The organism is Chryseobacterium sp. SIMBA_028 (assembly GCF_046535285.1).
Taxonomy (GTDB): domain Bacteria; phylum Bacteroidota; class Bacteroidia; order Flavobacteriales; family Weeksellaceae; genus Chryseobacterium.
In genome coordinates this window covers 1-249 of the sequence record NZ_JAWRWZ010000635.1, presented here as the reverse complement: position 1 = coordinate 249, position 249 = coordinate 1, and the positions used below count along the sequence as shown (strand labels likewise).

Here is a 249-nt window from a genome sequence, read left to right as displayed (position 1 = left end):
AAGCTTGTCGATATCGATCTCATCGACGGTAGCCGGCTGAAATCGATGACCGCGCCGGATGCCAACTGGGCGAAGGGCAGTCTGGTCGAGCCCAAGGTTGCAGCCTACTTCGCATTCCGCGATAACGGCCTCGTCTATCAATCGCCGCAAGCCGGCCATCAGGGACAGAAGCAGGTGTTCGGTCATGTCTGATACAACGGGCGTCGCAATCAAGACGGATGGCCATCTCACCTGGCTGAAATGGCATCG

The 249-nt window shown here is 57.8% G+C and carries 1 protein-coding gene; it reads left to right on the top strand.

Features of this window, described 5'->3' with window-relative positions; genetic code table 11:
• A partial coding sequence (locus SCA31_RS24775) for a hypothetical protein (RefSeq protein WP_410699609.1) occupies positions 1 to 192 on the top strand: 192 nt, incomplete at its 5' end.
• Positions 193 to 249 lie beyond the last annotated feature (57 nt).